At 47.3% G+C, this 26,051-nt stretch carries 21 protein-coding genes; 10 read left to right on the forward strand and 11 right to left on the reverse strand.

The window, feature by feature from the left end; all coding sequences use genetic code 11:
* The first annotated feature begins 234 nt into the window (after positions 1-234).
* On the forward strand, positions 235-2,571 hold the full coding sequence (locus tag LTAR_RS16860; RefSeq protein ID WP_081419883.1) for a PAS domain S-box protein: 2,337 nt from the start codon (positions 235-237) through the stop codon (positions 2,569-2,571).
* Here LTAR_RS16860 and LTAR_RS07655 read toward each other — a convergent pair.
* A complete protein-coding gene (locus LTAR_RS07655) occupies positions 2,568-4,097 on the reverse strand; it encodes an FAD-dependent oxidoreductase (protein WP_062421612.1) in 1,530 nt (509 codons plus the stop codon). The two genes, LTAR_RS16860 and LTAR_RS07655, sit on opposite strands and share 4 nt — an antisense overlap.
* A gap of 136 nt (positions 4,098-4,233) precedes the next feature.
* Here LTAR_RS07655 and ygiD point away from each other — a divergent pair, with 136 nt between their 5' ends.
* Together ygiD and LTAR_RS07665 are read left to right on the forward strand one after the other, a co-directional pair.
* Complete coding sequence (gene ygiD / locus LTAR_RS07660) at positions 4,234-5,022, forward strand: 4,5-DOPA-extradiol-dioxygenase (protein ID WP_062421613.1); 789 nt, start codon at positions 4,234-4,236, stop codon at positions 5,020-5,022.
* 52 nt (positions 5,023-5,074) lie between these two features.
* Positions 5,075-6,016, forward strand: coding sequence for a uroporphyrinogen decarboxylase family protein (locus LTAR_RS07665; RefSeq protein WP_062421614.1), 942 nt, complete (start codon positions 5,075-5,077; stop codon positions 6,014-6,016).
* A gap of 34 nt (positions 6,017-6,050) precedes the next feature.
* On the opposite strand, the gene LTAR_RS07670 is transcribed toward LTAR_RS07665, so the two are convergent.
* From LTAR_RS07670 to LTAR_RS07705, 8 genes are all read right to left on the reverse strand, one after another.
* Entirely contained in the window at positions 6,051-6,578 is a 528-nt protein-coding gene (locus LTAR_RS07670) for a DUF2812 domain-containing protein (protein ID WP_062421615.1), read from the reverse strand.
* A 5-nt stretch (positions 6,579-6,583) separates the two neighbouring features.
* On the reverse strand, positions 6,584-6,913 hold the full coding sequence (locus LTAR_RS07675) for a PadR family transcriptional regulator (protein ID WP_062421616.1): 330 nt from the start codon (positions 6,911-6,913) through the stop codon (positions 6,584-6,586).
* A 122-nt stretch (positions 6,914-7,035) separates the two neighbouring features.
* Complete coding sequence (gene gatB / locus LTAR_RS07680; protein ID WP_062421617.1) at positions 7,036-8,484, reverse strand: Asp-tRNA(Asn)/Glu-tRNA(Gln) amidotransferase subunit GatB; 1,449 nt, start codon at positions 8,482-8,484, stop codon at positions 7,036-7,038.
* A 58-nt stretch (positions 8,485-8,542) separates the two neighbouring features.
* The gene (gatA, locus tag LTAR_RS07685; protein ID WP_062421996.1) at positions 8,543-10,132 is read right to left on the reverse strand and encodes an Asp-tRNA(Asn)/Glu-tRNA(Gln) amidotransferase subunit GatA; all 1,590 of its coding nucleotides are present in this window, start codon (positions 10,130-10,132) and stop codon (positions 8,543-8,545) included.
* Positions 10,133-10,134: 2 nt separating this feature from the next.
* On the reverse strand, positions 10,135-10,455 hold the full coding sequence (locus LTAR_RS07690; RefSeq protein ID WP_062421618.1) for an Asp-tRNA(Asn)/Glu-tRNA(Gln) amidotransferase subunit GatC: 321 nt from the start codon (positions 10,453-10,455) through the stop codon (positions 10,135-10,137).
* Positions 10,456-10,564: 109 nt separating this feature from the next.
* On the reverse strand, positions 10,565-12,157 hold the full coding sequence (locus LTAR_RS07695; RefSeq protein ID WP_062421619.1) for a hypothetical protein: 1,593 nt from the start codon (positions 12,155-12,157) through the stop codon (positions 10,565-10,567).
* Positions 12,158-12,314: 157 nt separating this feature from the next.
* Entirely contained in the window at positions 12,315-14,537 is a 2,223-nt protein-coding gene (locus LTAR_RS07700; protein ID WP_062421620.1) for an Ig-like domain repeat protein, read from the reverse strand.
* A gap of 256 nt (positions 14,538-14,793) precedes the next feature.
* Positions 14,794-15,828 (reverse strand): fibronectin type III domain-containing protein, encoded by a 1,035-nt coding sequence (locus LTAR_RS07705; RefSeq protein ID WP_062421621.1) that lies wholly within the window; start codon positions 15,826-15,828, stop codon positions 14,794-14,796.
* Between the two features lie 80 nt (positions 15,829-15,908).
* Between LTAR_RS07705 and LTAR_RS07710 the strand changes: the two genes are divergently transcribed.
* The 3 genes from LTAR_RS07710 to cyaB are packed head-to-tail and all read left to right on the forward strand — an operon-like array spanning position 15,909 to position 19,229.
* Positions 15,909-18,182: an ArnT family glycosyltransferase gene (locus LTAR_RS07710; protein ID WP_062421622.1), complete on the forward strand. Its 2,274-nt coding sequence runs from the start codon at positions 15,909-15,911 to the stop codon at positions 18,180-18,182.
* Positions 18,182-18,634, forward strand: a complete 453-nt coding sequence (locus tag LTAR_RS07715; protein ID WP_062421623.1) for a hypothetical protein — start codon at positions 18,182-18,184, stop codon at positions 18,632-18,634. Before LTAR_RS07710 ends, LTAR_RS07715 begins: the two co-directional genes overlap by 1 nt.
* Positions 18,615-19,229 carry a class IV adenylate cyclase gene (gene cyaB, locus LTAR_RS07720; RefSeq protein WP_062421624.1) on the forward strand — a complete coding sequence of 205 codons (615 nt, stop codon included), beginning with the start codon at positions 18,615-18,617 and terminating at the stop codon, positions 19,227-19,229. Before LTAR_RS07715 ends, cyaB begins: the two co-directional genes overlap by 20 nt.
* 24 nt (positions 19,230-19,253) lie before the next feature.
* Here cyaB and LTAR_RS07725 read toward each other — a convergent pair whose 3' ends face one another.
* Positions 19,254-19,985, reverse strand: a complete 732-nt coding sequence (locus tag LTAR_RS07725; RefSeq protein ID WP_062421625.1) for a SagB/ThcOx family dehydrogenase — start codon at positions 19,983-19,985, stop codon at positions 19,254-19,256.
* A gap of 36 nt (positions 19,986-20,021) precedes the next feature.
* Positions 20,022-21,617, reverse strand: coding sequence for a murein biosynthesis integral membrane protein MurJ (gene murJ, locus LTAR_RS07730; protein ID WP_158423407.1), 1,596 nt, complete (start codon positions 21,615-21,617; stop codon positions 20,022-20,024).
* Between the two features lie 122 nt (positions 21,618-21,739).
* Here murJ and LTAR_RS07735 point away from each other — a divergent pair, with 122 nt between their 5' ends.
* The 4 genes from LTAR_RS07735 to LTAR_RS07750 all read left to right on the forward strand — a co-directional run bounded on the left by LTAR_RS07735 (position 21,740) and on the right by LTAR_RS07750 (position 26,042).
* Entirely contained in the window at positions 21,740-22,456 is a 717-nt protein-coding gene (locus LTAR_RS07735) for a hypothetical protein (RefSeq protein ID WP_062421627.1), read from the forward strand.
* A 72-nt stretch (positions 22,457-22,528) separates the two neighbouring features.
* The gene (locus LTAR_RS07740) at positions 22,529-24,103 is read left to right on the forward strand and encodes a GAF domain-containing sensor histidine kinase (protein ID WP_062421628.1); all 1,575 of its coding nucleotides are present in this window, start codon (positions 22,529-22,531) and stop codon (positions 24,101-24,103) included.
* A 17-nt stretch (positions 24,104-24,120) separates the two neighbouring features.
* Positions 24,121-24,978, forward strand: coding sequence for an MBL fold metallo-hydrolase (locus LTAR_RS07745; protein ID WP_062421629.1), 858 nt, complete (start codon positions 24,121-24,123; stop codon positions 24,976-24,978).
* Positions 24,978-26,042 carry an asparaginase gene (locus tag LTAR_RS07750; protein ID WP_081419884.1) on the forward strand — a complete coding sequence of 355 codons (1,065 nt, stop codon included), beginning with the start codon at positions 24,978-24,980 and terminating at the stop codon, positions 26,040-26,042. The genes LTAR_RS07745 and LTAR_RS07750 overlap by 1 nt, the downstream gene beginning before the upstream one ends.
* Positions 26,043-26,051 lie beyond the last annotated feature (9 nt).

A 26,051-nucleotide genomic window follows, 5' to 3' on the forward strand; every position in this document is an offset into this window, starting at 1 on the left:
ACGAATAATTAACTACCATTTTATCGTAAGAAAACAACTTGATTAAAATCATACAGAACAGAAAAAGCAGGTTGGAAGTCAGGTATTGTTCTGTTTATCCATTGAAAGCAACCGTTTCTAATCGGTAAGCGTTTGAACTTTTTTACGCAATATCTGATAATAATAGCACTAAACAAATTACCGGTCATTTTGGGGATCTATTGAGCGGTTACGAGACTTAGGAGATCCTCGCTTGTGAAAAACCTTCCTTCCCTGAAATCATTTTTTAAAAGTTGGGAAACATCGTCAGTAGTTTTTCGACGTGATTTATGGACACTGGAAATTCTCCGATTATTATTCATAATTACGGCACTGCCTGCCATAATAATCCTGTTTGCCATCTGGTCTGGTTTTTTCACATTTTCCGAAGCCTATCCTCTGTTTCTTGATTTGCTTTTACTTTTTATCGGGTGGCAGGGAGCCAGGCGTGGAGGCTGGCAGTGGGCAGGGTTAATCCCGCCAGTGGTAAGTTTGCTGCTCGGGTTATATGGATTGGATCGTTTTGGTGTTAATAACACCACAATCCTGCTTTTTGCAGCTTCTGTGGTTTTAGCCGGGATGCTTCAGGGTAACCGCACCAGTCTGTTTTTTGTTATTGCCTATACATTGGCATATTCCTATGTTTTATATCAGTCTATCTCTGTTCTTTCTTATCGTTATTTTGTCTCCATTATGGTTGTATTGGTAAGTTTGACTGGATTGATGATTATCCAATGGTACTTTTTCAAGCAGCTTCGTGAAACGATCGAATCGCAAATCAAAACCAATCAAGATCTAAAAGATCAAATTGAACTGCGCCAAAAAACCGAGGAGACTCTCAGAGTGCAGGATGCCACTCTGAGGCGGTTGACCAACTATATGACAGATATGGTGGCGGAAGTGACCATGGATGGAAAGTATCTTTATGCATCGCCATCCTATTACACAGTATTGGGATATAAACCGGAAGAACTGGCCAATATCAATGCGTTTTCATTGATCTATCCAGAAGATTTACCGTTTGTGCAAGATTCAATCAAAAAGGTGATGGAAACCAATCTCCCAACCCGGGCAAGGTACCGAATAAAACACGCGGATGGTCACCTGGTCTGGTTGGAATCGAACGGCCGATACCTGGTTGATGAATCTAAAGATTCAAAAACATTAATCTTTTCCACGCGAGAAATCACCAGACAGAAGCAAGCAGAAGATGATAATCTGGCATCTGAAAGAAAATTTCGGTCAATCATTGAGGCTATTCCACTGGGCATTCACATTTACTCAAGCAATGAAAATGACGACTTGATATTTACCGGGTTCAATCCCGCTGCCAATAGAATTCTTGGACTTGAACACGATCAATTTCTGGGAGAAAAGATTCAAGATGCTTTCCCTGGATTGGTTGGAACCGATACCATCGAACAATATAATCGGGTTGCTCGCAAAGGTGAAATGTGGTCAAACGATCAGCTATTTTATTTGGATGGAAAGATCACGGGTGCGTTTGAAGTACATGCCTTTCAGATTTCACCTGGAAATATGGTAGCTCTGTTTTCCGATATCACGGCAGAGAAACAGGCCCAAGAGGCTTTACGGTTATCGGAAGAAAAATTCTCAACCGCATTTCGCACCTCTCCAGATTCAATCAATATCAATCGCATGACAGATGGCATGTATATGGATATCAATACTGGCTTTACTCAGATGACAGGTTTTACCCGGGAGGATGTAATCGGGAAAACATCTGTAGAAATTGATATCTGGGTTAATCTGGCAGATCGTGTTCGTCTGGTGGAAGGGTTAATACGCGATGGGATTTATCGAAATTTGCAGGCAGATTTTCGGGCAAAAGATGGACATATCATTCATGGATTGATGTCGGCCAGTATCATCATGGTCAATGGTGAAGAATGCCTGCTTAATATCACCCGCGACATATCAGAACGCATCCGATCTGAGAAAGCTCTGATCGAAGCACATACTCATCTTGAAAAGGCATACGATGCCACTCTTCATGGATGGGCGCGGGCACTGGAAATGCGCGAGCATGAAACCGCCGACCACAGCCGGCGGGTAGTAGAAATCACAGAACGGATTGCCAGGGAAATGGGGTTAAGGGAAGAAGAGCTGTTGAATATCAAGCGAGGAGCGCTTCTTCACGACATTGGAAAAATTGGCGTTCCTGATAACATCCTTCTCAAACCGGGCCCGCTCACGTCAGATGAATGGGCAATCATGCGTCAGCACCCGGAATTTGCCTACCGGATGTTGAAAGACATTGACTATCTTCAATCCGCAATAGAAATTCCCTATGGACATCACGAACGATGGGATGGCAGCGGCTACCCGCGTGGATTGGCTGGAACTGATATTCCTCTGGCCGCCCGGATATTCTCCGTAGTAGATGTGTGGGATGCGCTTCTTTCTGACCGACCGTACCGGCCTGCATGGGACCAGAAAACGGTATTGAATTATCTTCAAGAACAAAGCGGGAAACAGTTCGATCCGGCTGTAGTGGAGATAATAATCCGCTTGCTCTCCGACATGAATTAAACTTGCAGGTTGCCCTGCTTTTTCAGGTAGTCAAGTAGATCATGTATTCGATCCGGTTGGATTATGTCCTTTGGAAAACTTGTCTTTTCTTCCACCGTTTTCTTGATGGTATTTGACAGACTCGTATCTCCCATTAATACAGCCCCGGTTAAAAGCTGATCTTGGAACACGAGACATACATAACTCCCGTTACTGTTTTCATTCAAGACGATGGAATTGGCTGGAAATGGGTTCACCGTCCCGATACTGAACAGGTTGATTCCAAGCACTTTTAATACATGCGAAGGGGGAAGGGTAGAAAAATCCGCTCGACGGCCGGACGCGTTAAGCCCGGCGATCGTTCCCTGTCCCTGTGATGGGCCCCAGGTGCCATAGAGCATCCCATCCACCTCCACCACATCACCGGCGGCAAACACTGCCGGGTGTTCTGTTTTCATCTCAGAATCCACCACGATACCTTTATCCACCTGAATACCCGATTCACGGGCCAGATCAATGTTTGACCTGACTCCGGCGCTCACGATAACGACCTCCGCCGGAAAAAACGTCCCGTCATCCATCATCACACCGCTTACGGTTGAATCGCCGGCGATCTCTTTTACCTGAACCCCGACTTTCAGGTTAATGTTCATAGCTTTAATTTGTTCTTGAAATAATTGTGCAGCTTCTTTGGTCAAATGGCGCGGAAGAAGCCACGGTTGGTTTTCGACCACGGTTACAGATGCACCGCGTTTGGCCAGAGCGCCGGCTGCTTCCAAACCGAGAAGTCCGCCGCCTATGCAGACAAATCTTTTCCCTTCCTGACAGGCCTTTAGAATAAAATCGGCGTCTTCCATGGTACGCAGAGTGATGACATTGGCCTTATCTGCGCCGGGGATCGGGGGGATAAAGGGATGCGAACCAGTTGCCAGGATCAATGTGTCAAATGACACCGATTCGCCATTCGACAGGATCATATACTTGCGGGGGATATCGATACCGGTCACCTCGATACCGCGGCGCAGGTCGATTTTATTTGAGTCGTACCAATCCGCCGGATGCAAGAGCATCTGATCTTTTTCTATTTCCCCGGCCAGATAGCGGGTAAGGCTTATTCGGTAATACGGCAGGTTGGATTCGCGGGAGATCAAAATGATCTCAGATTTTGGATCATTCCTGCGAATGGATTCGGCAGCCGATACCCCGGCAATTCCGGCACCAACAATGACAAACCGCTGGTCAAAGGCGATCTCCGGTTCGCGGTTGATATCCGCCTCGACCTTTTCAAAATGATCAGCCGGCTGGCCACAGACGGGGCAAGATTCCGGCGGAACATCGCCGGAATGTATGTATCCGCAATCTTTGCATCGCCATTGGATTACTTTTTCGGTGTTTTTTTCTTCTTTTCGTTCTTTCGCAGGTTCTTGATACGGTTCGAATACTTCACGTCCGGCACCGCATACCGGGCATTCTTCTGGTGGTTCCGACCCGTAATGAATATACCCGCAGATGGGACAAATCCAGGCGATTGTTGATGGCAGGGTCATTGTTTTCCTCGCTGCAATGAGAATTTCGGATAGTCAGAAAACTTATTATAGTGTACTGTCAAAAGCCCGCGATATGAGTATTATGTATATATAAAGGTGTTCAACCATAAGATTATGATGGATCCAAGGGAGAAAAATGAGTGACGAACGTATGCCCGTATTGTTTGTCGGTCATGGCAGTCCCATGAATGCCATTGAGAAAAATGGATACAATCGCACCTGGGTTTCATTGGCCAGACGGCTGCCCCGCCCCAGAGCTATTGTGAGTATCTCGGCACACTGGGAGACGGAAGGCTCCCAGGTGACCGCTGCCGATAGACCTCGAACCATCCATGATTTTTATGGATTTCCAAAAGAACTCTTCGATTTGCAATACCCGGCCCCGGGAGACCCTTCACTGGCGATCACCCTGTGCTCCACTGTAAAGCCGGTTACCTTACGGCCTGACCTGCAATGGGGATTGGACCATGGGACATGGTCTGTTCTTTGCCATATGTACCCTGAAGCAGACATACCGGTAATCCAGCTCTCACTCGACCGTACACGCGATGGTGCATACCATTACAACATGGGAAAGCAGCTCCGGTTTTTGCGTGATCAGGGAGTGTTGGTTATGGGCAGTGGGAATCTGGTCCATAACCTGGCAATGGTATCCTGGGGAAGTTATCCGTATGACTGGGCAGGAGAGTTCGACCAGAAGATACGCAATTGGATACAGACCGGTGATCACGACGCACTCATCCACTATGAAAAACAGGGAAAAGCGGCTTCTTTATCCATCAATTCAGGTGAACATTTTCTTCCGGCGCTTTATATTCTTGCCATGCAGGAGGCCGGCGAACCTGTCGAATTTTTCAATGAGTCTATTTTGGCTGCGTCGATCTCTATGCGGGGATTCTTGATAGGGGGCGCTCCCGTCGATTGAATTACAATTTATTCGCCTGTAAAAACAAGCATCCTTTATCCGGGAGAAAAACATGAACAAAAGAGATGCGGTATTAAGCCTTATTGATTCATCTTCAAAACCTGCCTATATTCCGGCTGGTTTCTTTTTGCACTTTGGCCCAGATTTTCAAAGAGGTCAGTCTGCCGTCGACAGGCACATGGAATTCTTTCATTACACCGGTATGGATTTTGTGAAGATCCAATATGAAAAAAAATTCCCTCACCTTGATGAGATACAAACTCCGGATGACTGGGTGAAACTGCCTGAATATCCGTTGGATTTCTATGAAGAACCATTAGAAGTGGTTGAGGGGTTGGTTAAGGCGGCAAAAAAAGAAGCGTTGGTGGTGCTTACCCTGTATTCACCTTTTATGTTTGCTGCCCAGACTACCAGCTATGACCTGCTCACCCGACAAATTAAAGAAGATCCCGAAAAAGTAAAGATTGGTATGCGGATCATTACCAATAGTGTGATGCGTTTTGTAAAGGAATGTATTCGCCTGGGGCTGGATGGATTTTACATGTCCACTCAGGGTGGAGAAGCTGACCGCTTTGACAACCCGATGTGTTTTGATACCTGTATCCGTCCCTTTGATCTGGAATTAATGGAAGAAATAAACCGGCAATGTCTTTTCAGCATCCTGCATGTGTGTGATTACCAGCTTCCCTATAAATCCATTGATCGGTATAAAGATTATCCCGGTCAGGTGGTCAATGCAAGCCTCGAATTGACCGAAGGAAAAATCAGCGCGAAAGAAGTATCCCGCCTGTTTAACCGCCCGTTCATGGGCGGAATGAACCGGTTGGGCGCGTTGGCCAAAGGAACAAAAGAAGAAATCGTTTCGGCGGCGGAGTCTGCGTTGAAAGAAGCCCCGGAACGGTATATCCTGGCGGCTGATTGCACGGTTCCCGCAGATACCAGTTGGGACAACCTGAAAATCGCCATTGATACGGCTCACAACTGGAGAAAATGAAAAAAAGCGACGGTTTATATGCCGTCGCTTTTTATCATAATCGTTTCAATTGTGAAATCCGTTTGTATAGTTTCCAGATTCCGATGGAAAACAAAATAAAAAACAGCGTAAAGATTATGGCAAAGGCAAACCAGATGGGTTGATTCAATCGGCTATAGGAATTGATCAGATTCACCACAATCAAAGGCATAATCCCCAGCAATGCCCACATGATCTTCTTGCATTTTGCGATTTTTGATTCCTGGTCTGTAAAGATTTCTGGGATCTCATGGCCTGTGACTTTTTTGCGAAAGTATTGCCAGAAGGTTATTTTCCCCAGATAATCCCACCCGGCATCGTTGAAAAGGGTTATGTACTCATTTATGGATTTTGTTTCCGGTGCATAATCAAGACGGTAAACATAATTTACACCCGGGTTTTGTTCAAATGTGTAAATTCCAGGAAATACAACAGATTTCATGTGAAGACCCTGGTTTGACATTTCTTGCAACCAGTTTTCTTCCCGTTCATCATCCCACGCCCAGAACCAGCGAAATTTCTTAATCAAATTTTTGTCTGACATTCTTCTTATTTCTCCAAATCGGGTATTACCAAATTTCCATTTTCAGCCATAATAGTCAACCGACGGATTTGTTCTGCCAACACCTCGCGGCCTTCATCTGTAAGTACAAAATACTTACGCCTGTCTTCTTCTCCCACACTTCGGATCAGGTGCTCCTTTTCCAGATTGGCAAAAGCCCCATACAGGGTGCCCGGTCCAATAGTGACAGATTGCCGGCTGATTTTTTCCACATATTGCATTACACCATAACCATGACGGGGTTCCACCAGGGAGAGCATGATGTAATAAGTCGATTCGGAAAGTGGCAAATATTTTTGCAGTTCTTTTTGTATCATAAGTCGAACCTCGATATAACGTATGACGATATACTATCATGCGATATATCGTCTGTCAAGGTAGTGGTAATAAAAAAAAACAGCCCGGAAGGGCTGTTTTTCAGGTTAACGAATATCTGGATTTATTGGGAAAGCATTTCTTCCATGATCTTGCGGGCTATTTGCGGATCGGCCTTGCCGCGCATTTCCTTCATCACCTGCCCGACAAACCACCCGATGAGAGTAACTTTGCCTGCTTTATACGATGCGGTTTCATTGGGACTGGCTGCCATAATTTTCGCACAGACTTCACGGATAGCGGAGTCATCGCTTACTTTTGCCAGACCTTCCTCTTCCACAATTTTTGATGGAGCTCTTCCAGAAGTTTCCACTTTCCCCAGCAGGTTCTTCCCAGTCGATGTGTTTATGGTACCGGAGTCTACCAGTTGGATAATCTCGGCGAGAAAAGCCGGGGTGAGTTTCAACTCATACGCTGGTTTCCCGGCTTCGTTGACCATACGCAAGATATCATTCATGATCCAGTTAGAGACACGCTTGGGATCGCCTTTATACGTCTTTACTGTGGTTTCAAAATAATCAGAGAGCGACCTCTCACCGGTTAAAATTTCTGCATCATATTCCGGCAACCCGTAGTCTTCAATAAACCGTGCCCGCCGTTCCAGAGGTAATTCCGGGAATCCTTCGAGGATCGCATTTCGCCATTCATCTGTCATGCGGATTGCCAGCAGATCGGGTTCGCGGAAATACCGGTAATCGGCTTCCGTCTCTTTAGAACGCATCTTTCGTAAAACACCGGCATCTTCATCCCACTCGAGAGTCCATGTTTCAATCTTATGTCCGGCTTCCATTTCGTTAGTCTGACGTTCGATCTCTTTTCCAATGGCTTCCTTGACGGCATCTATCGAATTGACGTTTTTGATCTCCGTTTTGGGATTTAGGTGAGAGGCGCCTTTGGGCCGGATGGACACATTGGCATCGCAGCGCAGATGTGCTTTTTCCATATCCGCTTCGGATATGCCAAGCCATCGCAGCAATTGACGCAGGCGGATGAGGTACTGGGCAGCTTCATCGGCTGACCGGAGATCAGGTCCGGTGACCATTTCGATTAATGGCACGCCGCAGCGATTAAAATCGATCAACCGGCGGCCGGGTTCATTGCGGGTCTTGCCAGCATCTTCTTCGAGATGCATATTATCAATGGTGATATGGCGTATATAACTCTGTCCATTGGCGGGATTCATGGGCATATCGAGGAAACCACCGACAGCTATGGGTTTGTCATACTGGGATATCTGGTATCCCTTGGGCAGGTCGGGGTAAAAATAATTCTTGCGGGCAAAATATGAAAGCGGCAGGAGGTTCGCATGCATGGCTTTGGCTAAAAGCACTGCCTTTTCCACCACAGCCTTATTCAATGTCGGCAGGGCGCCGGGCAGACCGGTGCATACCGGGCAAATATTGGTATTGGGCGGATCGAACCATGAATCAGCCTTGCAGGAGCAAAAGATTTTGGTTGTGGTATTGAGCTGGATGTGTGTCTCCAACCCGATTATGGCTTCGTATTCAGTCATACGCACCTTCTAATCAACGTGGATCGTGTTCTTGCCACAGCGGAGAGAAAGCTGGTTTTCATGATGCCAGCACACCCGGTTTCTCTTTGCGCCATGCATCAGTTTCCGTAGCCTGTTCAAAGGCACGGCCAATGCGGAAAAGCACAGACTCGGAGAAATCGGCTCCCAGCAGTTGAATACCGATGGGCAGACGTTTTGAATCCAACCCGGCCGGGAGTGACAGTCCGGGGATGCCGGCGTGATTCGCAGGGACGGTTAGTTGGTCGGCATACTGCATCAAAACAGAATCACCGTAGACAGCACCCATTTCAAAGGCCGTAGTCGGTGTGGTAGGAGTCAGCAGGGCATCCAGCCGGTAAGCGCCATTCTTATCAAAGACAGTATCGAAATCTCGGCGAATGAGTGTGCGAACCTTCAGAGCGCGGTTGTAATACTGTTCGCTGTACTGGGCGGCAGACACATACATTCCCATCAAAATACGCAGCTTGGGCTGCGGGCCAAAACCCTGCGCACGGGTTTTCTTGTACAGATCGCGCAGTTCATGTGTTGGCTCGGGAGTACGGAAACCATATTTCACGCCGTCGTAGCGGTGCAGGTTTGAGGCGGCTTCCACCCGGCTGATGACAAAATAAGCCGGAATACCGTAACGGGTATTGGGCATGGGGACATCTTCAATGATCTCCGCGCCCATTTCTTTCAATAAGGAAGCGGCACGCCGCACAGACGCTTCAATCTCCGGCGAAATGGCCTGCATGAGCAGCTCTCCGCTGGTTGGATCAGGATAAGTAATACGGAAGTAATCGGGTGAAAGGCCGATGCGCAGTCCTTTTACGCCTTTTTCCAGTTCTGCCAGATAATCAGGCACCGGAATATTGGCGGCGGTGTCGTCAGACGGATCGGCACCGGCCATGACTTTCAGCATCAGGGCGGCATCTTCTACCGAACGAGCCACCGGACCGGGGCAATCGAGTGAGCTGGCAAAAGCAATTAATCCATACCGGCTTACCCGACCGTAAGTTGGTTTGACTCCCACCACTCCGCAAAATGCGGCTGGTTGACGAATGGAACCGGCGGTATCCGTTCCGAGGGAGAGAACTGCTTCACCGGCTGCTACCGATGCGGCACTTCCGCCCGATGATCCACCCGGAACGGTATGGGTGTCCCAGGGATTCCGCGGGCTGGGTTGAAACGCAGAGGATTCATTGGATGATCCGTATGTGAATTCATCCAGATTGACTTTACCCAGGGTAACGGCACCGGCGGCTTCCAGCCGCGAAACGGGTGTGGCTGTATACGGTGAAATGAAATTCGCCAGAATTTTCGATGCCGCTGTTGATGGTGTCCCCTTCAGTACAAAAATATCTTTGACCGTTAATGGGATACCGGCTAGAGCACCCGGATCCTCGCCGGCTTTCAATTTCCGGTCGACTTCTTTTGCCTGGGCACGGGCGCGTTCGGCTGTGAGAGTAATAAATGAATGGACTTTCTGTTTATCCGCATCCGTTATGGCTCCCGGATTAAGAGTTCCGGGGCGGCCGTCCACCTGATCAATACGTTCAAGGGCAGATTCCAAAATTTCGACCGCAGAAATTTCTTTGCGGCGCAGTAGTTTACTCAATTCGACAGCAGATTGATCGCAAGGATTCATGGTCATTTTAGGGTGATATGTGGAATTTCTGGAACAACAATATATCCCTCGTCAGTTGCGGGGGCCTGTTTGATAATGTCAGCCGGTTCAGGGTAGGGCTTCCAGATATCTTCCCGGGGGGCGGGGCTTATTTCCGCCGTGTAGGGTACGCCGTGGGCGCTGATCTCCACATTGCTTTCCAGTGGAATGGATTCCAGTTCTTGAATGGCTTTTAATTGATGGTTCAGTTGCAGCCGAAGGTATTCAGCTTGTGTGGGTTCCAGTTCCAATGCAGCCAGATCAACTAGATGGGCAAATACTTCAGGGGTGATGGGATCTTTCATGGTGATCTCCTCCCGGTAATTGTAACGTATTTTGTTTTTACCGATTTAGAATAGGAATCCATCCCAGTCCGATCAGATTGAAATGGATTCCTGTTGAAAGCAGCCGCTCTTAAGGGCAGGCAGGTGTGAAGTTCTGGTCAGTTAAGGCACCCGTTACATTGGTGTAATCATGTTGCGGTGGCGTGAATGTACATGATGGATTGGTTACTTTTATGGTGCCGGACCAACCGGCGTACACCACAACCTCGTAATTACCGTCCAATTCAGGTTGCACGGTCACGACCGCGCCATTATTGGCCGTAACTGTTGATCCTGGAGCCGCGCCGATATTTCCTGTGATGGTGAACGTGGCTGTCTCTTCGGAAGTGAAGTTCTGGTTGGGCATGTTGGCATTCACGTGGGTGTATTCGTATTTCACTGGAGTGAATTTATAACCAATGCGCGATGGCGTAATGACACCTGACCAGTTGGCTGGAACCACAACAGAGTAATTGCCATATCCATCAGGCTGGGTGACAATAGCCCCCGGATCACCGGTGACCGAAATAGTCACAGCCGGAACCGGATCGCCAGTGGGCGTCATGGTGGGGCCGACTCCCGTGCTGCCCGAAATGGTATAAGTGGACGGAACAGTCGTAAATGTGGGTGTGACAGAAGCTTCGGTGGTTGCTGTCTCTGTCGGGGTGATGGTATAGGTCGATGTTTCTGTGGGAGTCTCCGTCTCCGTGGGAACGATGACGACTGTGGCCGTTTCAGTGGCTGTTTCTGTTGGAGGTATTGCCACTGTATAGGTGGCAGTGGGTGTATCCGTCAGAACCACAGGAAGAGTCGCTGTGTACGTGGAAGTCGAAGTGGCTGTGGATGGGATAGTAGTGGCTGTTGAGGTGAAGGTAGATGTTGCCGTTGGTGGCAGCACACCGGTGGAAGTATTGGTGGGAGATAATGATGGAGTAAATGTAAGAGTGACTGTATTGGTCAGAACAGGGGTATGAGTACGGGTTGGAGTACGGGTGACTGTTGGATTCGCCACCGGTCCGGAATAATAAAAACCGGCCGGACCCACCCAGTTGGAATAATTGCCGGCAACGTCTCTGGCTCGCACGCAGATGTAATAATTTGCATTTGCCGTGATAACAGGCGCCGTCCAATTATTGGTCGCTGTTACATATACATTATTGTTGCAGTTAACATCCCCGCCCCAGGTAACCTGGTAATACCTTAAGCCGCTTCCAGAATCATTTGACATTGACCAATACCATAATGGCGTCGGGTTATTGGTGGCGGAATCTGTTCGGGGTATACCCGGCAGAGTAGGCGGTGTTGTATCTGTTGAAGCTGTACTGGTATAAGTTGCCGTGCGAAGGGCGTTAATCGTCAGCACCCAGTTGGGTGTGCGGGTAAAAGTTTTGAAGGGCGTGCTGGTTGGAAAAACCCAGTGGAAAGCGGTGGGAGCCGCTGTTTCTGAGGGTGGCAATCCGGTAAGAGATGGCACACCCGGAGTCTCCGGTGTGCCTGTCCATAGTTGCGGAAGCGATTGCTGGGAGGGCGTCAGTGAAGGTGCACTGGTGGACGCTGGAGTGGGGGGAGGAAATGGATTGATAAACGAATAGGGATTGATAAAAATATTGATAAAAATGACGGCCAGCGCCAGACCGCTTATCACGAATAACGAAGCCAGAATGTCCCAAAAAGTAAGTTTCATTCCATTCCTCATTTTGGAAAACGATTGAACCTGTTTTTCATTCTAACATTTTACACTTTATTACTGAAAGATTTTTCTACACAATATGTTTGAGAAAAAAATCAACATGAAATAAAAAAGAGGCCATTTCTGGCCTCTATAAGAAGGTCAACTCTATTTATGGATTGACTGTTACGATTACACTACCGAGAACCGATTCATAATTAGCGCTGTCCACTGGCGTAAAGACCACATTTTGAGGGCCTGTTGCCCCAGGCACCGTTGTTGGACTTTCAAAGGCAAATGAACCGGCGACAGAGGCATGCCCGCCGCTCAGGGTGGAGGCAGAGAGTGCCTGCCCTGCATTGATGGCAGATGCCGTCGGCCAGGTATCCACAGTGGGTGTGGCTTTGTTGACATGCAGACTTACATTATGTGTCACAGTGTTGTAATTGGTGGTGTCATCCGGTGTAAATGAAACACTATAGCTGGGATCTCCGGCCGGCGGTACCGTCGTTGGATTTACCCATTGGAGAGTCCCAGATGTAATAACGGTTTCGCCGGAAAGAATGGATGTACCAAGCAACGCGCCATATGTTATTGTGCTCCCGGTGGGCCAGACTGTGACCGGATTGGCTTTAGCCAGGGCGATGGTCAATGGAGCGCTGGTAGCTTCATAATAATTACCGTCATCGGCTTTAGTGGCTGTAACAACGCATGTGCCGCCGACATTGGTGACGATAATATGGGTTGCATCAGAAAGTGCACAACCCGTGGAGCTGCCAATATTAAAGGTGACAGCTCCGGTTCCGCTGCCGCCGGTAGTGCTCAATTCTGCTGTAGTGTTGTAAACCACAGGAGTGTGATCCACATGGGCTACCAGGGTTGTCTGGTTGGCTTTATTGACGGTCACATTCACCGTGCCATCAACGGTATTATAGTTGGCAGAATTACTCGGCGTGAAGCGCACATTCTGTGAAGACGTACCCAGCGCCGGTGTTACAGAAGGATCAATCCAACTGAAGGTTCCAGAAGGTATGGCAGCCCCACCGGAAAGAGTGGAGGAAGCCAGCGTTTGTCCATATGAAATGGCACTGGCTGAAGGCCATACAGATACAATGGGGGTGCCTTTGTCAACCTGATGTGTGGCAGTACCGGTAGATGTGGCGTAGGTGGAATTCCCGCTGAAAATGGCTGAAATCGTCTTTGTTCCGGCAGTTGTTGATGTGAGAGTGCAGGTTCCTGTTCCACCTGAAAGGGTGATCGCCGGAGAACATACGGCTCCCGTGCCATCACTCACAGAAACTGTTCCTGTTGTAACCGGCGCAACAGACACAGACACCGTATAACTCTGCCCGACGACGGATGGTTCAACCGATATACCGGTAATCGTTGTAGTGGTAGGAGTACCCAGGGTCTTAAACGTGACATCGGCTCCGTATGTTGTGGTAACCGAATTTGTCCCATACACTCTGAAGTGATACGTTGTGTTTGGTGTTAATCCAGTAAGAGTATAGCTGACAGCCGTGCTGGTTGAACCTGTAACCGTAGCGGGTGTTCCGGCTTGAGTTGTTCCATATGAGGTTGTTGTTCCATATTGGAAGAACACAGTTGTGTCATGTGAGTTTGCGTTGATTAAACCGTTTAACACGGCAGATGTGCTGTTTACCGATGTGGCTGCGTTTGTGGTGGCGGAAGGTGCACCGGCCAATGCGTATGTAAAGCCCGATGGACCGGCCCAGTCAGATTTATTGCCGGCAGCATCCACAGCCCGCACACAGATATACCGGGTTGTACCGGCTGTCATGGCTGGTGCTGTCCAGGTTCTGGATGTTGTGGTGTATGATGTATTATTACAATCGGTATCACCACCCCAGGTTACCTGATAGTAAGAGACGCCGACGTTATCTGTGGATTTTGTCCAGCTCCAGACAGGCGTTGAAACAGAAGTGGATGAACTTGTGGTAGGAGTGCCAGGCGTAGTTGGGTGCTCATCATCACCAGAAGATGTCGTTTTCGTTGGTGTGAGATACGCAATGGAAGTTAACGTACGGTTAGGAGTCTTAGTGGCTGTCTTTATAATGGGAATGGCTGTTTTTGTGCGGGTAGCTGTACCGGTCGGTAAAATCAACCGTGTACCGGTTGCCGTTGCGGTTCCTGTAGTATAGACACTGGTAACAGAAGGAACACCCGGAGTTTCGGGTGTGGCAGTCCAGAGTTCAGGCAATGACCGTTGAGATGGTGTCAGGGTTGGCACCTGAAGACTGGCTACAGGTGTTGGAGGTGGAAAAGGATTAATAAATGAATAGGGATTGATAAATATATTAATGAAGATGGTTGCCATGGCTAAACCGCCAAGCATCACCATTGAAGCTAAAATGTCCCAGAACGATAGTTTCATCGCTTCCCATCCTTTTTATCCCAAACCCAACCGTATTTTTCAGTATAGCGCGGATTAAACCAGAGTCAAGGCAACGGATACCAGGCTTACCTGACCTCATTGAAATATCCGGTTAGGAAGTATTAAATATCCCAAAATCAACCAGAATAGATTCTATCCCATTCTGACCCAGGAATATCAACAGTCAACGTGCAAGAATCGCGCCCAAAAGCCTGGTATTCAAGGGTTTTAATTTTCCGGGTTTCGATGCTTCTTGCTATTTTTCATAGGTATAAGCAACAGGTCCAACCCAATCTGATTCATTACCGATGGCATCCATGGCTCGAACACAAAAATACTCGGTGGCGCCTGCGGCTATTGGTGCAACTGGCGTCCAATGATTGGCAGTCGTTATGGCGACCGGCTTCATACATCTGGCGGTAGGTCCCTGGTAAATGGCATAACCGGCCATACCGCCGATCATCCCTGAATGGGCATCTTTTGACTCGCCCCATGTGAAATAAGGATAATCTGTGTCGCCGGTGCTGGTCGTCATGAAACTGGTTGGTTTTGATGGAGGTGTGTCGTCATATTTGAATAGAAAGGAAGATGGAGATCCGATCATGGTTCCATTTTGGGAAACAGCCAGCACCCGGAAATAATAAATGCCGCTGGGAACAGCTTTAAACATCTGGTTCATCTTTCCAGTTTTCGTTGCCAGTTTGCCATTTTGTTTTGATCCAAAATAAAGTAAAAAATGGTCAATTTCCTGAACGGATCTTGTTGTACTCCACGAAAATGATGGAATGGATTGAATATTCTGCCAGACATTGTTAAAAACACCGATAGGTGCAGTTATCTTGAGAATTTTGTTATCATCCAATGGATCGTCTGTGGGTTCAAAAGGATTCTTGGTCGGCAGGAGGATGCCGGAAGGTTTTCGTTTGGATGATGGTGTTGCCGATTGTTGCGGTTCTTCCGTCACCACCAGAACAGGTGTGTTGGTTATCTCCACAGCCCGGGCTTCGTCTTCTGAAATGGTGGATAACGTTTCTTTTTCATTTATTTCCGGAACCTCAGTCCATACCTCAGGCAGAGTAATCAGGGAAGGTGTAATGCTGGGTATGAAAGGTCTTTCGATTTGAGTGGGTGGTGGAAATGGATTTATGGAAGAATACGGATCGTTAAACACACGGAAAAACCAGACACCCATTGCAAGACTGGCTGCCAGCAAAATTGTAGAAAGAATATCCCAGAGAGATGGTTTCATCTGTGAAGATTTTAATAAAATATCGTTAAGTATACCTGCCAATTTCCACCCATTGCCAGTCGATTACTTCACATGAACAGGAACCTTGCTATAATCATTCCGTGGTGAATGACGAATCCGAAATGCCAATTGAGGGGGAAGACCGGACGGAGCCAGAAAAAGACGCCCGTCAGATTCGGATTGACGCATCTGTTGACTTGCCGCCTGGTTCAGAATTTCACTTGACATTGCGATATCGGCCGGACCAAAAGTCAGCCTACCGGACAACGGAAGTGAATATTGCTGGCGCAGATGTTCCAGTAAAGAAACATCTGGCTTTTAATCTTGATAGATTACCTTCAGCCGCGCATTGGTATGATCAAATTCTACGTCTGATCAAGACACTCTCTCTTCGTTTTGATTCTTCCCTCTGGTTATTTGTTGGAGCTTTGTTGGTGTATTACTTACTCCGACTTATTCATCTGGCTGATTTCCCTATTTTTTTCTTTACAGATGAAGCAGTTCATACCATGCTGGCGTACGATCTGGTGAAGAGTGGGTTCGTTGGACTCTCAGGAGAATTTCTTCCCACTTTCTTTAAAAGTGGATCAACTTTCAATGCTGGTTTCCCGGTCTACCTTCAAGTTTTGCCTGTAGTTCTCGGAATCCGCTCTGTCTTTACAACCCGGTTCATATCCGCCAGTGTCACTCTTCTGGCAGCGGCTGGAATTGGCCTGATTTATGAAAAAATCTATAACAACCGGCGTGGTTGGCTGGCTGTTCTGGTACTCTCCATAATTCCAGCCTGGTTTTATCATTCACGCACCGCATTTGAGACAGTTGAGGCTGTTTCGTTTTACACTATTTTTCTGCTCGGTTATATCCGTTATCGAAATGGTGAATTCCGCTGGTTATATGTATCACTTGTTTCTGCCGCTATGGCGTTTTACAGTTACAGCCCAGCCCGTGTTGTTATGGCCGTTATGGCTGTTCTATTGTTGATTTCTGATGCACGTTTCCACTGGGAAAACCGAAAACAACTCTGGAAGCCATTCCTGCTTGGATTGTTGCTGGCTCTACCCTATTTCCGTTTCTTATATTTGCATCCCGGCGAAAATCAACACCATCTGGAAATGCTGGATAGCTATTGGATTTCACCGAATCCCTTGATCTGGAAATTGGGAGAATTTGGAAAAGCCTATCTGGCCGGTCTGAATCCGTTCTACTGGTTCCTGCCCAATGAAATTGATCTTTCGCGGCATATCATGAAGAACATGGGACATCTGGGTTGGTACTTTTTACCGTTTTTCATCGGCGGCCTGCTAATTTCCATTAAGAAACTGAAAAACACGAATTATCGGGTGATGCTTTTTGCCCTTCTGGCAGCACCGACCGGTGCGGCAGTGGCTGCTATTGGAATTACCCGTGGGATGTTCATGGTGATTCCGGCGGCGTTTTTCATCACCATAGGGATAGATTATTGTATTGACTGGCTTAACCGTAAAATAAAAATCAAATGGTCACTTGATTTGATTGTTTTCACAGTGTTGGTTTTGATCAATTTCATCTTCCTGGATAATGTGTTAACCAATGGCCCTGTTTGGTTCCCCAGTTATGGGATGGAAGGTATGCAATACGGCGGTGTACAGGCATTTTCCCGAATAAAAGAAATACTGAAAGAGGATCCTTCGACCCCGATTGTATTTTCACCAGACTGGGCAAACGGAACAGATGTGCTGGCACGGTTCCATATGGGCGATCCTGTTCCCATTGAACTTGCCAGTCTGAATGCCTATATTGAACAGTACCGACCATTCAAAGAAAATACCATTTTTGTTATGCCACCGGACGATTTCAATAAGGTTATCAATTCCGGCAAATTTGAGCCTATGAATGTGATTGATGTGATCAATTATCCTGACGGTTCACCCGGTTTTATCTTTGCCCACCTTAAGTACATTCCTTCAATAAAAGAAGTATTTGAAAAAGAAAAAAGCAACAGGGCAATGCTAAGTGCGGCTCAGATTAAGATCAATGGTTGGGATGCAAAAGTTGCATATTCTCGGCTAGACATGGGGAACATCGAAAATCTTTTTGATAATAATCCTGCCACCCTTATACGGTCTGAAACAGCCAATCCGCTGGTACTTGAAGTCAATTTTTCTCACCCTCAATCCATCCAATCGGTTATTTTCCGTATTGGCGGCTCTGCCACACAGTTTTCTGTTTATGCCCAATCAGAAAATTCAGATACGCCAGATGTTTATCGGCTTTCTGTCCGAGATATCCCCAAAATCAGGCAAGTCGAACTCCCATTGAAATCAAAGGGCATGTATACACGTATGCGGTTTGAAGTTCGTACGATTTTTGATGGCGAACCAGCGCATGTACATCTGTGGGACCTGGGATTTAAGTAATGCAAACCTGGATTAAGCAGGGATTCCGTTGTTCGATACGGAAGTTGGTGGTTGCCAGTGGGATTTTAATAGCCGGCCTGATGGGATGGACACGGGTAATTCTTTCCATCCAAAATTGGAAATTTTACACTTCCCTGGGAATACATCCGGGTGTGTGGTACCTGGTATTAAATGGGCTGATTATTGGTTTGGTGTATACTCTGGCAGGTATCCTGGTATTGATTTCAAGCTCTATGTATAAAAGAAAAATTTACTGGCTTATGGCAGCTGGCCTGTTGATTTATTGGATTGATCGGATTTTCTTTGCTACATCAATGGAAGCCCGGTCTGGATTGCCGTTTGCGTTTGTGTGGTCAGCCTGTTTGACTTTATTGGTCTGCTACCTTCTCTATCCATCGGACTTCCGTCACCAATTATTGAAATGGAAAGATCATGACAGAAAACGAAATTGAAGTAAAGTTTCTCATTAAAGACCTTCCCCGTCTGGAGTTGCGCATAAAAGCTCTGGGTGGAAAACTTATCCAACCCAGAGAAAAGGAAACAAATTTTCGGTTTGATACACCTGATGGAACCTTAACACGCAATCATCAAGTTTTACGGCTTCGACAGGATCAGAAAGCTCACCTGACGTATAAAGGTGCCGCTGAGATGAATCATACTGTGAGTGTACGAAGGGAAATTGAAGTTGAAGTAAGCAGCTTCGATGATACTCGCCAACTTCTGGAAGCCCTGGGCTACGAACCCTTTATGCTCTATGAAAAATACCGTACCACCTATTCACTCGGAGAATCCCTGGTTACTCTGGATGAACTTCCGTTTGGTCATTTTTCTGAAATAGAGGGACCTTCAGCAACACGTTTGCAAGAGACGGCTGACTCTCTATGGCTTGATTGGCCGTTGCGATCGATGGAAAGCTATTCAGCCCTGTTTGAACGTGTAAAAACCAATTGCGGTTGGACAATGAAAAACCTGTCATTCGATGAATTCATCGGAAAAACAGTTACTCCGGCCGATCTTGGCCTTAAATTCGCTGATCGGACGGAGTAACCGGGTAATATTCTTTATAAAATATTATCGTTTTCCAATAGTAGCCGCATAGACTACCAATTCGTCTTTTCCGTTTACCCCGAGAGCGGCATTCAACAGGTCATCATCATAAGCAGCAATCCCACACACACCACAGTGGATTGATTCTGCGGCAAGGTATAAATTCTGACAGACATGCCCGGCATCCAGCAAGACATAGCGCCAGGCTCGTTCTGAATATCGCCAGGCCATCCGATTAATATCGGCTACCCAGAAAAATGTGGCCGCGCTTGTACGTACATGCCCCTGTTCTTTGCAGGCTGTGGTGATTTTCTCATTGATACCTACTTCATTATTGGTCAGGTAGATGCAGTGTTTGATCGCCGAATATCGGTACAATCCGGGAGCCAGAGTACCCACACGGTTGATCAGTATATATGTTTCAAAAGCATGGCGTGAACCGGCTGAGGGGACATTCCTGAATGTAACCGGTCTATCAGAAATGGATCTAATACCCTGGGTAACCCACAATAAATAGGAAAATTCTTCCAGGTTGAGCTCAATCTCCGAATATTTTCTGAGAGTGGACCGTTGTTCAATGGCTTTGCGTATATCTAACGCAGGAACCGTAATCGATTTGGGATCGGGCAGCGAGATAATTTTTGCATCGCTGGGAATCGGCTGCTCCAACGGAGGTTGAGGAATTCCATTCTGTTGAGCTGGTTTCGACAGATAGGGATACTTCGTCTTTTCGAAAAAGTCCATGTCAATTGCCATAAATTAATCCTCCCGACATTAATAATTATAAAAAATTCAGGCTGCCCGATGCAAGAGGCGGCGTGTAATTGCTTTCCAAACGATACCAACTTCCTTCGTCTTTAAGATTATCAAAATTACACCATATATCCCTACACCCAGAAGCAGTCCAACAAGCGTCACCAGCCAGACGGATTTTGAGGCACTCCATCCGAGCCAGATAACCAGGATGATGGTCATAGCGGCACAGGCGGCGGCACCTTTCCAGACAGCATCGAGAATGAATAAACCCTGCAGTCCATTCAACCGTTTGCGCATAATAACCAGCAAAATGGCCATTTCAATACCGGTTGCCAGTGAATTGGCCAGGGCCAGCCCGCCGTGGGGCATCAGACCGGCATGCTGGAACATTGTGGTAAAAAGCAGACTGAAGCCTATATTTAATGACATGGCGAAAACACCGACAATGACCGGTGTTTTTGTATCATGTAAAGCATAGAAAGCCCGACTGATAATTTCCACCACGCAATGACCTACCAATCCGGCAGCATACCAGAGCAAAGCCCAGGCAACCAGCTCGGTAGACCGATCGCCAAACCGCCCGCCCTGATATAACAACCGGATGATTGGTTCACGCAGCAGGATCAGGCCAATGGATGATGGCATGGATAACAACAAAACTGCCCGCAGGGTAGATGCCAGCGAAGAACGCATTTCGTCTAACCTTCCCAGCGCCACCTGGGCTGAAAAGGTGGGGAGTGATGCAATGGCAATTGCCTGAGCGATCAACGCCTGGGGCATCATCATCAGAGTGAAGGCTGTTGTAATAGCCGTCAAACTGCCTTCCGGTTGACGGGAAGCCAGATTGGTATTTACCCAGAAGTTTAATTGCACGATGCCGGCGCCCACCAGCCGGGGGAGCATCAACTTCCCCACCTCACGAACAGCAGGATCCTCCAACCCGAGGATAGGTTTATAGGTTGCTTTCAACCGGATTAGAGAAGGAACCTGAACCAGTAAATGCAGGGCAGCACCCAATACCGTTCCCCATGCGAGGCCAAAAATCCCCATGCCTGGAGATAGAACCAGTACACCGAAAATAATACCAATGGAATACATGGATGGTGCCAGTGCCGGGTAAAGAAAAACCTGATTGGCATTCAAGATTCCCATCATCAAACCGCTTAATCCGAAGATCACCACCGAAGGTAGTATCACCCGCAGTAATTGAACGGTAAGATTAAATTTCGCAGGTTCGTCCACAAAACCGGGCGCAAGCAGGTATTGAACTATTTGCGGTGCAAATACGGCCGAAAGCGCGCTGACAATCGTCAAAATGATCAGTACCAGGTTGGCAATGGCAGATGCCAGATGCCAGGCATGTGCGGTTTCTTTTTTCGCCAGGAATCCTGTAAAGGTGGGAACGAAAGCAGATGCCAGTGCCCCTCCAGCCACCAGATTGAAGAGTGTCTCTGCCAGGCGATTGGCGGTATTAAATGCTTCCATCTCAGCGCCGGTTCCAAACCCGCGCAAGATCAAAATTCCACGGATCAGCCCGATAAGATTGCTGAGAATAAAAGCCGCCATCACGGTTCCGGCGGCACGGGCGATCTGGCGGTTGGCTGATTGAATCTCATCAGGTTCGACTGACATGCAAGCGATTATACGATAGATATAAAATATAATTAGTTTTCTTCCCTGAGTATTATTTGTCCGTACCAGTTCTATGTTCATCTCGGGTATTTGTTTCTAGAAAATAATCGCAAGGATAATCCATGCCAAAAAAGAAAACAGCTCCTGCAGAACAAAGTAATACAGGGCAGGAAAATCTGACAGATTCTGGAAAAGAAAAAAAAACGGAAACCATGCCTGAAGCACAGCCGGATAAGTCATCCGTCGTTACGCCGGTGGAACCGACTGGCTCTGCCGCCTGCCATGAAGTTGTGGAATCCCCACAGAAAAAGGGATTTCCATGGGCGAACATGGTGATTTCTCTTGTTTTTGGTCTTTTATTGGGGGTGTTGGTGAGTTATTTTTTCATGGTGAAACCAGTTCAAGATCAATTGGCTGTTACGGCTGGTTTATTAAATGATGATTCTGCTTCGAACCAGATCAAATCTGATCTGACAAACACCCGCCTCCGTCAGCAGGAAATGGAAATCCGTTATCTAAAATCCGCTGCTCAACTGGAAAGTGCCAACCAGTACATTTTTCTTCTCCGGATAAAAGAGCAGGTTTCAATTGCCCGGCTTCAATTGGAACAAAAAGATGGTTTTGAAGCCCGTGAAACTATGGCCGGCATCAAGACGCTATTTGATCAATTACGTCCCTTCATAGAGAAAAAAGATAAAGCCACTGCCGATGATTTAGAATCCTTGATCAAAACATCCATACAAGACTTGACCGGGGACCCCGAACAGGCAAAAACAGATCTGGAAGGTATGGCTTCACATCTTAATACGGTGGAGATGACGCTTTTCCAAATGGAATAAATCTTGCATGTGCTATACTCTTGAGTCCACAAGTCAACATGCACTATTGGGAATTCGTCATTAAGAAAAATTATGGACAATCCTCAGGCTTCCGCCAAGACACCCGTCAACTTATTGCTGGATATTAGCCGCGAATTAACGGCTGCGTTGGATTTGCACACTGTTCTTGAACGCGTGCTGGTGTTATCAACCGGCAGCATCGGGTTGGAACGTGCCAGTTTGATCGTTCTGGATGACCGAAAGAAACCTATCGATGCTGCCATAATGGTGAATGGAAAAATCATCGTCCACAAGAAAGAGCAGCTGTGGGCTACAGTAGAAAGCGGTCTGGCTGGTTGGGTCTTAAAAGAAGGTAAAGCTGTTTTAATTCCCGATACCAGCAAAGATGCCCGCTGGCTACAACGGCAGGATGACTCTCCAGAGAAATCGGGCCCAAAATCTGCCGTTTGCCTGCCCTTAATGCAACGGGAATCACTTGTGGGTATTTTGACCATCGTCCACCCGCAGCCAAATTATTTCTCAAACGAAGAATTTAACCTGCTGCAGGGTGTGGCAGATCTATGCGGATCGGCCATTGGAAACTCCCGTCTATTTGAATCATTGCAGGCAGCCAATCGCCGCTATCGAGAGTTGTTTGATGACAGCATTGACCCCATCTTCATCACCGATATGGAAGGTGAAATCCTGGAAGCCAACCGGCAGGCCAGCGGTGTGACCGGATACCAGCCAGTTGAACTTATCGGAAGATCTATTTTTGACCTGCAAACTCGTGACCGGTCCATTATTCAAGAAGAACAATCGCACCTTTCAACAGGGATGGCGATTTCATTTGAGTCAAAAATGGTTCTCCGCAGCGGTGGACAGTTACCGGTAATTGTCCACATCCGCCGGGAGAATATTGATGATATTGATATGATGCAATGGCTTTTCCGTGATATCAGCGAAAGGAAAGAGCTTGATAGACTACGCGACGACCTGTCTGCCATGATCTACCATGATCTTCGCTCTCCACTGGCTAACGTAATTTCCAGCCTGGATATCATGATGGCTTCCCAGCAGGATCCCAATTCACCCAATACAGGCCTGATCCAGATTGCTTATCGTTCTGCGGAACGAATGCAGCGGTTGATCAGTGCCTTGCTGGATATCAGCCGTCTGGAAGCCGGACAATCCATCCTTAAACCGAAAATCACAGAAGCCCGTTCACTTCTACAAGAAGCCCTGGAAGTTGTAAAACCAAATATTGATACAAAGCAACAGACTACCTCGCTGGTCTTGCCAAAAGACCCCATATTCTTGTATGTCGATGTGGATATGATCCGCCGAGTGATCATCAACCTGACAGAAAATGCCAATAAATTTACGCCCAATGGGGGAGCTCTGCAACTGGGATGTGTTCTCCAAGGCGATAAAGCCGAATTGTGGGTAAGAGATAGCGGTCCTGGAATTCCTCCGGAAAGTGCCAAAACGATTTTTGAAAAATATGTGCGGCTGCAAACAGAAAATGCACCGAAAGGCCTGGGTCTTGGACTTGCATTCTGCCGGTTGGCTGTTGAAGCTCACGGCGGGAAAATTTGGGTTGAAAGTACACAGGGTCATGGCAGCCGGTTTGTGATGACTTTACCTCTTGCAAAAGAGACACTCTAACAGGTATTGGAGTACCAATGGAAGAAATTGCACACAATGTCTTTATCGAGACTGGATTTATTGGTGTAACTGTCGCCGCCATTCCATTTTCGCAGGGACAAATATTAATTGATTCACCTTTCAGAAACGATGATATCCGCTCCTGGAGGGCATCGCTGGTCAATCTGGCGGCTGGAGGAGAACGTGTTCTCATCAACCTTGATGCCCATTATGATCGCACATTGGGATCAAGAGCTATGGAAGCCACACTTATTACACATGAAGCCACGGCAACGGCATTTCGCAGCCGGCCATTAACATTTAAAAACCAGCATCTGGGAACCGGTGCTGCCTGGGAACAAAGCAACAATCTGGGAACCATCCGCTGGATTCCGCCGGATATTACCTTTGACCATTCCATCTCGCTTTACCCTGACAGCGTAACATTGACCGTTGAACATCATGCCGGACCAATGGCTGGATCATGCTGGGTGGAAATCCCTGAGGCAAAAGTGCTGTTTGTGGGTGATGCCCTGCCGGTGGACCAACCGCCATTTCTGGCGAATGCCGATATCCCCGCCTGGATAAACTCCCTTGAGATTCTGGCTTCGGGTCGTTTTTCTGGTTATAAACTCGTGAGCGGCCGGGGAGGGGTTACTTCCTTTGAAAAGATACCAGCCCTGGTTAAATGGTTGAAAGGCGTGGAAGAAAAAATTATCTCTCTGGGTGAAAAATCTGTTCCTCCTGAAGAAACGGCGGGTCTTGTTTCAGGATTGATTGGTGAATTTTCTATGCCGACGGAATTGAAAAGTCAGTATACCGATCGGTTGAAGTGGGGTCTCTTCCAGTATTATGCCCATTGTTATTTCCCGACGCGGGCAGAAACTGAGGAGTAATGATGACGGGAACACCAAAGAGCGAATGGTATCAACCGGTTGTTGAACTTACTCGCGGACGCATTGTTGAATCTATCCATTATGGTGCAGCGGCGGTTGTCAACAGTGAAGGAAAATTAATCGCATCGTATGGTGATCCATACGCTGTTTCCTTTTTACGTTCAGCGGCTAAACCATTTCAAGCCCTGCCATTTATCGAAATGGGTGGTGACGAAAAATTCAATTTTTCGCCTGCTGAAATTGGATTGATCTGCGCATCCCATTCCGGAACGGATGAACATAAATCCGCCTTGGAAACCCTCCAGGCCAGAATTGGCATTTCCGAATCTGACCTTCAATGTGGAACACATCCGCCTCTCAGTAAAGACACGGCCGATACCCTGATTCGCCGGGGAGAAACTCCAACACAAAATCGTCATAACTGTTCGGGGAAACATACCGGCATGCTGGCTCATGCCCGGTTGCGTGGATTGGATATTTCTACCTACCTCGATATGAAATCACCTGTGCAACAATCCATCCTCCAGGCTTTCTCTGAGATGTGTGGTATTCCAGAGGATCAAGTTGAATTAGGCATTGATGGATGTTCTGCTCCTAACTTTGCCGTACCACTGTTCAATGCCGCGCTGGGATTAGCCCGATTGAGCGATCCGCGAAGCCTGAAACCCGATCGCGCCAAAGCCTGTAACAAAATATTCGCCGGTATGACGGGTGCCCCATTTATGGTGGCTGGTCCTGGCCGGTTTGATACCCTCTTTATGACAGAAAAACATGGCACTATCCTCACAAAAGCTGGAGCCGAAGGGTACCAGGTGTTTGGTGTTCCTGCACAGGACGGAAAACCCGGCCTGGGAATTGCCATAAAAATCTCAGATGGGGATGCAGACAACCGGGCTCGTGACCTGGTCGGTCTTGAAATATTACGTCAGCTTGGATTGGTTTCCAATGATGATTTGTCTCGCTTATCCGATTTTTACACTCGAAAGTTATATAACTGGCGTAAGTTGGAAATCGGCGAAATCCGACCTGGATTTACACTGTTGAAAAAACAGGTGTCAACTTAACGGAAGGTT

The sequence above is a fragment of the Leptolinea tardivitalis genome (assembly GCF_001050275.1).
Lineage (GTDB): Bacteria > Chloroflexota > Anaerolineae > Anaerolineales > Anaerolineaceae > Leptolinea > Leptolinea tardivitalis.

Excerpts from the sequence above, each read along its gene's own strand:
- gatB (WP_062421617.1), bottom strand. The coding sequence starts at position 8,484 with ATGACTGAATACGAAGCCATAATCGGGTTGGAGACACACATCCAGCTC.
- gatA (WP_062421996.1), bottom strand. The coding sequence starts at position 10,132 with ATGAATCCTTGCGATCAATCTGCTGTCGAATTGAGTAAACTACTGCGC.
- LTAR_RS07695 (WP_062421619.1), bottom strand. The coding sequence starts at position 12,157 with ATGAAACTTACTTTTTGGGACATTCTGGCTTCGTTATTCGTGATAAGC.
- LTAR_RS07745 (WP_062421629.1), top strand. The coding sequence starts at position 24,121 with ATGGAAGAAATTGCACACAATGTCTTTATCGAGACTGGATTTATTGGT.
- LTAR_RS07740 (WP_062421628.1), top strand. The coding sequence starts at position 22,529 with ATGGACAATCCTCAGGCTTCCGCCAAGACACCCGTCAACTTATTGCTG.
- LTAR_RS07690 (WP_062421618.1), bottom strand. The coding sequence starts at position 10,455 with ATGAAAGATCCCATCACCCCTGAAGTATTTGCCCATCTAGTTGATCTG.
- LTAR_RS07700 (WP_062421620.1), bottom strand. The coding sequence starts at position 14,537 with ATGAAACTATCGTTCTGGGACATTTTAGCTTCAATGGTGATGCTTGGC.
- LTAR_RS07655 (WP_062421612.1), bottom strand. The coding sequence starts at position 4,097 with ATGACCCTGCCATCAACAATCGCCTGGATTTGTCCCATCTGCGGGTAT.
- LTAR_RS07715 (WP_062421623.1), top strand. The coding sequence starts at position 18,182 with ATGCAAACCTGGATTAAGCAGGGATTCCGTTGTTCGATACGGAAGTTG.
- LTAR_RS07670 (WP_062421615.1), bottom strand. The coding sequence starts at position 6,578 with ATGTCAGACAAAAATTTGATTAAGAAATTTCGCTGGTTCTGGGCGTGG.
- LTAR_RS07665 (WP_062421614.1), top strand. The coding sequence starts at position 5,075 with ATGAACAAAAGAGATGCGGTATTAAGCCTTATTGATTCATCTTCAAAA.
- cyaB (WP_062421624.1), top strand. The coding sequence starts at position 18,615 with ATGACAGAAAACGAAATTGAAGTAAAGTTTCTCATTAAAGACCTTCCC.
- ygiD (WP_062421613.1), top strand. The coding sequence starts at position 4,234 with ATGAGTGACGAACGTATGCCCGTATTGTTTGTCGGTCATGGCAGTCCC.
- LTAR_RS07675 (WP_062421616.1), bottom strand. The coding sequence starts at position 6,913 with ATGATACAAAAAGAACTGCAAAAATATTTGCCACTTTCCGAATCGACT.
- murJ (WP_158423407.1), bottom strand. The coding sequence starts at position 21,617 with ATGTCAGTCGAACCTGATGAGATTCAATCAGCCAACCGCCAGATCGCC.
- LTAR_RS07750 (WP_081419884.1), top strand. The coding sequence starts at position 24,978 with ATGATGACGGGAACACCAAAGAGCGAATGGTATCAACCGGTTGTTGAA.
- LTAR_RS07735 (WP_062421627.1), top strand. The coding sequence starts at position 21,740 with ATGCCAAAAAAGAAAACAGCTCCTGCAGAACAAAGTAATACAGGGCAG.
- LTAR_RS07710 (WP_062421622.1), top strand. The coding sequence starts at position 15,909 with ATGCCAATTGAGGGGGAAGACCGGACGGAGCCAGAAAAAGACGCCCGT.
- LTAR_RS07725 (WP_062421625.1), bottom strand. The coding sequence starts at position 19,985 with ATGGCAATTGACATGGACTTTTTCGAAAAGACGAAGTATCCCTATCTG.